Source organism: Pseudomonas putida W15Oct28 (assembly GCF_000708715.2).
GTDB lineage: Bacteria > Pseudomonadota > Gammaproteobacteria > Pseudomonadales > Pseudomonadaceae > Aquipseudomonas > Aquipseudomonas putida_R.
The window spans coordinates 22,122-28,306 of record NZ_JENB01000060.1 but is presented as its reverse complement, the minus strand read 5'-3'; the positions used below and the strand labels follow the sequence as shown (position 1 = coordinate 28,306).

Here is a 6,185-nt window from a genome sequence, read left to right as displayed (position 1 = left end):
GCGGAGGGTTTCGATGGGGTGATCCGCATGGTTGCAGGCGGGGCCGGGGTCGGGGTGGTACCGCTGGCAGCCGTGAAGCGCTGGCAAGGCGTGCTGCCGTTGCACTGGGTGGCGCTGGAGGAGGCGTGGGCCAATCGCAAGTTGCTGGTGTGTGCGCGGGATTTTGCGGCGTTGCCGGGCTATGCCGCAGCATTGGTTGAACGGTTGATGGAAGCCTGAGGTTACGTCGCCGCTTGTGATGGCGCATTCGCGGGTAAACCCGCTCCCACAGAGGAACCGGTATTTCCAGGGTTGACGCTAAACCTGTGGGAGCGGGTTTACCCGCGAAGCATGCTGACACACAATGATGCCCCATCGCACCACTAAAAAGGATTTTCCAGTGGCATCGATCTACCAGCTCAAACCGCGCTTCCAGGCCCTGCTGCGCCCAGCCGTCCAGCGCCTTTACGACCGCGGTGTCACCGCCAACCAGGTCACCGTCGCCGCTGCCGTGGTGTCGATCCTGCTGGGCCTGCTGCTGGCCGCCCTGGCCCACGTCACCTGGCTGTTCATCCTGATACCGGTGTGGATGCTGCTGCGCATGGCGCTGAATGCCGTCGACGGCATGCTGGCCCGGGAGTTCGGTCAGCAATCCACCCTCGGCGCCTACCTCAACGAACTCTGCGACGTGATCGCCGACGCCGCCCTGTACCTGCCCTTCGCCCTGCTGGCCGGAGTGTCACCGGCGCTGGTGGTGCTGGTGGTGCTGTGTGCCACCTTCAGCGAATACGCCGGCGTCATGGGCCCGCTGGCCGGCGCCTCGCGGCGGTATGACGGCCCCATGGGCAAAAGCGACCGGGCCTTTGCCTTCGGCGTGCTGGGCACCGGGGTCGCCTTTGGCCTGCTGAACGGCAGCTGGATCAATGGCCTGCTGCTGGTCATCCTCGTGCTCTCGCTCTATACCCTCTACAACCGGGTTCGCCAGGGGCTGGCCGAAACCCGCTGAGCCCAAAGCCGCCGCAAAAAGGACGTTGACCATGCGCCAAGCGCAAGCGCTGCACTTCTCCACCCATGACGGTGTCGAGTTGCACTACCGTCATTGGCCTGCCACCCGCAACGAGTACCAGCCGCGCCGGGCCGTGGTGATGTTCCACCGCGGCCACGAACACGGCGGGCGCATGGCCCACCTGGCCGATGAACTGGACATGCCGGGCTATGACTTTTTCGCCTGGGATGCCCGCGGCCATGGCCAGTCACCAGGCGCACGCGGCGACAGCCCGGGGTTCGCCACCAGCGTGCGCGACGTGCAAACCTTCATCGAGCATATCCAGGCCCATCACGGCGTCGCCGAACACGACCTGGTGGTGCTGGCGCAAAGCGTCGGCGCGGTGCTGATTGCCACCTGGGCCCACGACTACGCGCCCAAGGTGCGCTGCCTGGTACTGGCTTCGCCGGCGTTCAAGGTCAAGCTGTACGTGCCATTCGCCCGCCCCGGCCTGAAGCTGCTCAAGGCCATGCGCGGCAACTTCTTCGTCAACAGCTACGTGAAGCCGCGCCTGCTCACGCACGACCCCGAGCGGGTCATGTCGTACGTGGCCGACCCGCTGATCAGCCGGCCGATTTCGGTGACCATGCTGCTGGGCCTGTATGAAGCCGCCGACCGGGTGGTAGCGGATGCCCAGGCCATTCAGGTACCCACCCAGTTGCTGGTATCCGGGGCCGACTTCGTGGTCGAGCGCCAGCCGCAAGAACGCTTTTTCGAACGCCTTGGCAGCACGCGCAAGGAAATGCACATCCTGCCGGGCTTTTTCCACGACACCCTCGGCGAGCGTGACCGGGGCCATGCCCTGAGGCGCATCGAGCGGTTTGTGGAGCACTGCTTCGCCAGCCCCGCCGCCCTGCCGTCACTGCTCGACGCCGACAAGACGGGCGCCAGCTGCGCCGAAGCCGAAAGCCTGGCCGCACCGTTGCCGCGCCACTCGCCGCGTGACCTTTACTGGCGCGCCACCCGCGCCGGGCTCAGCCTGGGCAAGGGGCTGTCTGCGGGGGTGAAACTGGGCTTCGACACCGGCTTCGATTCGGGTAGCACCCTTGATTACGTGTACCGCAACCAACCGACCGGCAAGGGCACGCTGGGCCGCCTGGTCGACCGTAACTACCTCGACGCCATCGGCTGGCGTGGCATTCGCCAGCGCAAGCTGCACGTCGAAGAGCTGCTGCGCCTGGCCATCGCCCGGCTGCGTGAACAACAACGGCCGGTGCACATTGTCGATATCGCCGCCGGCCATGGCCGCTACATCCTCGAAGCCCTGCAAGACCTTGAGCAATTGCCAGATTCGATCCTGCTGCGCGACTACAGCGAGCTGAACGTGCAGCAAGGCAGCGCGCTGATCACTGAGAAGGGCCTGGCCGACATCGCCCGCTTCGTCCAGGGCGATGCCTTCGACCGGAATAGCCTGACGACACTGGAACAGCCGCCAACCCTGGCCGTGGTCTCGGGCCTTTACGAACTGTTCCCCAGCAACCAGCTGGTGGGCAACTCGCTGGCCGGCCTGGCCGATGCCGTGGAGGATGGCGGTTATCTGGTGTACACCGGCCAGCCGTGGCACCCGCAACTGGAGATGATCGCCCGTGCCCTCACCAGCCATCGCGGCGGCGAGGCCTGGGTGATGCGACGCCGCAGCCAGGCGGAAATGGATCAGCTGGTTGAGGCAGCAGGTTTTCGCAAGCTGGCCCAGCGCATCGATGAATGGGGCATTTTCAGCGTCAGCCTTGCGCAGCGGGTGCGCTGAATGGGCCCACCACGCGAGCCAGGGCTGATCCGCCGGGGCGTGTTCTGGCTTCTGCTGCTGGGGCCGTTGTTCTTCCTCAGCTACGGGCTGGCGAACAACCATACTGCCGGGCGCAGCGATGTCGGCAGCCTGGTGTTCGGCTGGGAGCGCGGCATGCCGCTGTGGCCCTGGACGATCATCCCGTACTGGTCGATCGACTTGCTCTACGGGCTGTCCTTTCTGTTGCCGCGCACGCGCCAGGAAATGGACCGGCACGCGCTGGCACTGCTCAGCGCACAGGTGATCAGCGTGACCTGCTTCCTGCTGTGGCCGCTGCGGTTCACCTTCGAACGGCCGGAGCTGGGTGGGCTGTTCGGCTGGCTGTTCGATGTGCTGATGGGCTTCGACAAACCGTTCAACCAGGCGCCTTCGCTGCACATTGCGCTGCTGGTGATCATCTGGACGATGTTTGCCCGGCATGTGCAGCGCCAGCCCTGGCGATGGCTGATGCATGGCTGGATGGCGTTGATCGGGGTGTCGGTGCTGACCACCTGGCAGCATCATTTCATCGATGTACCCACCGGGGCATTGGCGGGGTTTGCCTGCGTGTGGCTGTGGCCGCATCAGGGGCGGCTGCCCTGGCAACAGGTTCGCTTTGCACGCGATGCCAAGCGTTGGAAGGTCGCCGGTTGTTATGGCGTGGGCGTGCTGCTGTGTGTGTTCCCCGCCGCTACGCTTAGCGGTGCCTGGCTGTGGCTGGGGTGGCCGGCGCTGTCATTGGGACTGGTGGCACTGAACTATGCCGTGTGCGGGGCGGGTGGTTTTCAGAAGGGTGCCGACGGGCGCTTGTCGAATGCAACCTGGTGGCTACTGGCGCCCTATCTGGCTGGCGCTTGGCTCAACTCGCGGCTGTGGACGAGGCGCCATCCACAAGCAGATGAAGTATGCGACGGCGTGTACCTTGGTCGGGTTCCAGGGCGCGGCGAGGGGGAGCAATTTGCTGCGATTGTCGACTTGTGTGCGGAGCTGCCAAACGCTGGCGTACCCATTGTGGGAGCGGGCGTGCCCGCGAACACGGGCGAAGCCCGTGCCATCCACCGCGCCGCCTGCTTCGCGGGCACGCCCGCTCCCACAGAGGTCGTGTCAGCTCTCGACTATCAGTGTTTGCCTACCCTGGACCTGATAGCGCCGGACGTTGCCCTGTTACAACAGGCCGCCAACGCCATCGAACGCCTGCGCGCCCAAGGCCCCTTACTGGTCTGCTGTGCTCTGGGCTATTCACGCAGCGCCAGCGCAGTGGCCGCCTGGCTGCTGCTCTCCGGCCGCTGCAGCGACGCCCGGCAGGCCGAAGCACTGATCCGCAAAGCCCGCCCCGGCATCGTCCTGCACGCGGCACACCGCCAAGCCCTGCAACAGCTTGGAGCACAGCCATGAACCTGCGCGTGGTAGCCAGCCTGCTGGGTCGCGGCAAACAGCTGGAACGCTTGTCCGACGGCCTCACCCTGCTGGCTCTGGCCTACGGCCTTGCACCGTTGCTGGGTTTTCCACTTCAACCGCTGGCCAGCTTGCTGTGCGGCGTGCTGCTGGTGCTTGGCGTGATGCACAAGTACTGGGCCATCCGCGTGGCCATGGATGCCGAACTGTTCACCCACCTCGCCAACAGCAACGACCTGGCAACAGACACCCAGGCCCTGGACCGCGCCCTGTTCGAGCTGAAACTGAAACCGCAGGCCACGGACGCCCGCGCCTGGCCTGATCGCAGCCAGGCCGCACTGAACCTGTTGCGCCGCCAGGCAGTGTGCCTGGGCCTGCAATTGTCGCTGGCCCTGGCTACCCTGCTGACACTGCCTTTGAAGGGATGACCACCAATCCATGCTCGCCAACCTCACCGCCTACCTCATCACCTCTGCCGCCCGCCTGATCACCGGTGCCCGCGCCCTGTGGCTGGGTTGCACGCCGCTGCCGGTGCAGCGCCTGTACTTCGCCAACCACAGCAGCCACGGTGACTTCGTGCTGCTGTGGGCTTCACTGCCGCAGCCCCTGCGCAAACGCACCCGCCCGGTGGCCGGCGCGGACTACTGGGCCAAACCGGGCCTCCGCGATTTTCTCATCCGCAAGGTGTTCAACGGCGTGTTGATCGACCGCCAACGCAGCGAAGGCCAGGGCAGCCCGCTACAGCCGATCCTTGAAGCCGTGGCCCAGGGCGACTCGCTGATCTTCTTCCCGGAAGGCACGCGTAACCTGGGCGACGAGCCACTGATGCCGTTCAGGAGCGGGTTGTACCACCTGGCCGCGGCCCACCCCGACGTCGAGCTGGTACCGGTATGGATCGCCAACCTCAACCGGGTGATGCCCAAGGGCCGTGCCCTGCCCCTGCCATTGCTGTGCACACTGAGCTTTGGCGAACCGCTGCACCTGCACGCTGATGAAAGCAAGCAAGCCTTTCTCGAGCGGGCCAGCCAGGCCCTGCTGACCCTGGCCCCTAAGGATGCCTGACATGGACGACAACACCCTTTCCCTGTTCGCCGGCATCGGCGCCCTGCTGCTGCTCGCCAGCGTGACCGGCCGCCTGCTGAAGTGGCGCGCCGGCCCGGCGCCACACGCGGTGATCGACAACCTCAACGCCCGCATCAACGCCTGGTGGGTGATGGTGCTGGTGATCGGCATCGCCTTCCTGTTCGGCAAGTACGGCGTGATCGTGCTGTTCTATGGCGTGTCGTTCTACGCCCTGCGCGAGTTCATGACCCTCACCCCCACCCGGCGCAGCGATTACCCGGCGCTGGTGGCGGCGTTCTATGTAGCGCTGCCGGTGCAATACGTGCTGATTGCCATGGACTGGTACGGCCTGTTCAGCATCTTCATCCCGGTGTACCTGTTCCTGCTGCTGCCGATTCTGGCCAGCTTCGGCGGCGACACCACGCGTTTTCTCGAACGTGCGTCAAAGGTGCAGTGGGGGTTGATGATCGCGGTGTACTGCGTGTCGTCGGTGCCGGCCTTGATGACCCTGGACATCCCCGGCTACGAGGGGCGCAACCTGCTGCTGATCGCCTGGCTGATCCTGGTGGTGCAGATCAGCGACGTGCTGCAATACGTGTGCGGCAAGCTGTTTGGCAAGCACAAGGTGGCCCCCAACCTGTCACCGTCCAAGACCGTCGAAGGGCTGGCCGGCGGCGTGGCACTGGCCACCCTGATCGGCGCCCTGCTGTGCTGGATCACCCCATTCACCTTCTGGCAAGCCGCGTTGATGGCCCTGGCGGTCAACGCCATGGGCTTCTTCGGCGGGCTGGTGATGTCGGCGATCAAGCGCGACCGCGGGGTGAAGGACTGGGGCCACATGATCGAAGGCCACGGCGGCATGCTCGATCGCATGGACTCGGTGTGCTTTGCCGCGCCAGTGTTCTTCCACTTTGTGCGGTACTGGTGGGCGTAGCGAAT

General features: G+C 65.5%; 6 protein-coding genes and 1 pseudogene. All 7 read left to right on the top strand.

All coding sequences use genetic code 11. From position 1 onward, the window contains the following. Positions 1-219: pseudogene (locus AK81_RS25555) on the top strand (LysR family transcriptional regulator); the annotation flags it as partial. 160 nt (positions 220-379) lie between these two features. Beyond that, the gene (locus tag AK81_RS25550) at positions 380-985 is read left to right on the top strand and encodes a CDP-alcohol phosphatidyltransferase family protein (RefSeq protein ID WP_043203721.1); all 606 of its coding nucleotides are present in this window, start codon (positions 380-382) and stop codon (positions 983-985) included. A 31-nt stretch (positions 986-1,016) separates the two neighbouring features. Beyond that, positions 1,017-2,771, top strand: a complete 1,755-nt coding sequence (locus AK81_RS25545) for a bifunctional alpha/beta hydrolase/class I SAM-dependent methyltransferase (protein WP_043203719.1) — start codon at positions 1,017-1,019, stop codon at positions 2,769-2,771. Next, a complete protein-coding gene (locus tag AK81_RS25540) occupies positions 2,772-4,184 on the top strand; it encodes a phosphatase PAP2/dual specificity phosphatase family protein (protein WP_043203717.1) in 1,413 nt (470 codons plus the stop codon). Further along, on the top strand, positions 4,181-4,612 hold the full coding sequence (locus tag AK81_RS25535; protein ID WP_043203716.1) for a hypothetical protein: 432 nt from the start codon (positions 4,181-4,183) through the stop codon (positions 4,610-4,612). Before AK81_RS25540 ends, AK81_RS25535 begins: the two co-directional genes overlap by 4 nt. 10 nt (positions 4,613-4,622) lie before the next feature. Then, positions 4,623-5,246, top strand: a complete 624-nt coding sequence (locus AK81_RS25530; protein WP_043203714.1) for a lysophospholipid acyltransferase family protein — start codon at positions 4,623-4,625, stop codon at positions 5,244-5,246. Between the two features lies 1 nt (position 5,247). Then, on the top strand, positions 5,248-6,180 hold the full coding sequence (locus AK81_RS25525) for a phosphatidate cytidylyltransferase (protein ID WP_016489124.1): 933 nt from the start codon (positions 5,248-5,250) through the stop codon (positions 6,178-6,180). The last annotated feature ends 5 nt before the right edge of the window (positions 6,181-6,185 follow it).

What these genes read in the sequence shown, in the direction of transcription:
- AK81_RS25535 (WP_043203716.1), top strand. Translation starts at nt 4,181, where the DNA reads ATGAACCTGCGCGTGGTAGCCAGCCTGCTGGGTCGCGGCAAACAGCTG.
- AK81_RS25530 (WP_043203714.1), top strand. Translation starts at nt 4,623, where the DNA reads ATGCTCGCCAACCTCACCGCCTACCTCATCACCTCTGCCGCCCGCCTG.
- AK81_RS25525 (WP_016489124.1), top strand. Translation starts at nt 5,248, where the DNA reads ATGGACGACAACACCCTTTCCCTGTTCGCCGGCATCGGCGCCCTGCTG.
- AK81_RS25540 (WP_043203717.1), top strand. Translation starts at nt 2,772, where the DNA reads ATGGGCCCACCACGCGAGCCAGGGCTGATCCGCCGGGGCGTGTTCTGG.
- AK81_RS25545 (WP_043203719.1), top strand. Translation starts at nt 1,017, where the DNA reads ATGCGCCAAGCGCAAGCGCTGCACTTCTCCACCCATGACGGTGTCGAG.